2 protein-coding genes are annotated in these 1,223 nt (G+C 63.8%); one reads left to right on the top strand and one right to left on the bottom strand.

Annotation, left to right across the window (positions count from 1 at the left end):
* Window positions 1–63: 63 nt before the first annotated feature.
* The gene (locus ACFWF3_RS36410) at window positions 64–390 is read right to left on the bottom strand and encodes a type VII secretion target (RefSeq protein WP_379318748.1); all 327 of its coding nucleotides are present in this window, start codon (window positions 388–390) and stop codon (window positions 64–66) included.
* Window positions 391–838: 448 nt separating this feature from the next.
* On the opposite strand from ACFWF3_RS36410, the gene ACFWF3_RS36415 reads away from it, so the two are divergent.
* The coding region (locus ACFWF3_RS36415) for a DUF3558 domain-containing protein (RefSeq protein ID WP_379318750.1) at window positions 839–1,223 on the top strand (385 nt) is incomplete at its 3' end.

Genomic DNA, 1,223 nt, shown 5'->3' on the forward strand with positions numbered 1-1,223 from the left:
GGCTGATACCGGTGGACCAGTCGGTGGTGTCTTCCTTCGCCGCGATCAGGGGATTGGCGGCCATTACAGACCGGACTCTTGGGTCTTGAGCGCAGTGGCGTTGGTGGTGTCACGGGTGGTGAACGCATCAGCAACCGCGGTCAGGTTCGAACTGGTGTCACCGAAGGCATCGATCGCGGCCTGGATCGCGTCGATGCCATCGGTCTCGACCGAATCGACGAACAACGGACCGAGGAAGGCACACAGTTTCCCGAACGCATCCGAGGGGGCCGAAACGGCTTGGGCTGCCTCGAGTGCTTCGGTCAACCCCGAACCGGCCGAGGTGACGTGGGTGGCATGGGTTCTGATCTTGTCCGGGGAGATGCTGAGTTCCCCGCCTGCGCTTGTCATCTTCGCTGCCCCGCCCCTCGTGTGATGCCACCCCAGGACGGCGGGCACACCCAGCCCGCGACCTGCGATGTCGAACCTGATCGAACAGGTCCTATGCACCGGAAATACCAGTACGTCAGACCTGCGGCACGCAGTGCCAATCGCCGAGCGTAGCGGATACGACAGGGTTGGTCCGTGCGGTGAAATCGATGGAACCAGAAGGGGCTTCGGTGCGTCTAAGGGTGCGAAGGAGTGCCATCTTCTTGGCACATTGGGCTCACACGGCGGAGCATGGCTCGGCTGTGGGCGTCTCACGAGCGGCGGGAACTCGCCAGCGTGAAATTGTGGGGCGGTGTCGTAGGCTATGCGGAATGACGGGGTGGCCGGGTGTCGGGAGGACTCGGAGCGGCCATGGGGTTGGAGCGGGGTCCGCCGGACGGTATGGCTCAGTGATCGGGAAAGACGGAGGATGCTCGTGCGGCGACGGTCTGCAGTGGTGACCACGGTGGTGTGTGGGGTACTCGCGGTGTCGGGGTGTTCCACCACCGAGAGCGGGAACGCACAGCCGAGTTCGGCTGACCCAGCGGCGGCTGCCGCGGCACTGTGGGATCCGTGCAGTCAGATCCCGGACTCGATGTTGACCAGCTTGGGGCTCGACGTGGCGTCGAAGCGATCCGGCATCCTCGGGGCAGAAGAGCCAGGCTGGAAGATCTGCGCGTGGGATGACGCTAACTACCCCTCCGGCTTTGGCATCGGTGTCTTTTCAACGATCCATACGGTCGACGAAGTGCGGGCGAAGTCGACCAACATCGAGTTCAAGGACGTCGTGATCGCAGGCCGCGACGGTGTGCAGT

The organism is Nocardia sp. NPDC060220 (assembly GCF_042727815.1).
Taxonomy (GTDB): domain Bacteria; phylum Actinomycetota; class Actinomycetes; order Mycobacteriales; family Mycobacteriaceae; genus Nocardia.

What these genes read in the sequence shown, in the direction of transcription:
- ACFWF3_RS36410 (WP_379318748.1), bottom strand. Translation starts at nt 390, where the DNA reads ATGACAAGCGCAGGCGGGGAACTCAGCATCTCCCCGGACAAGATCAGA.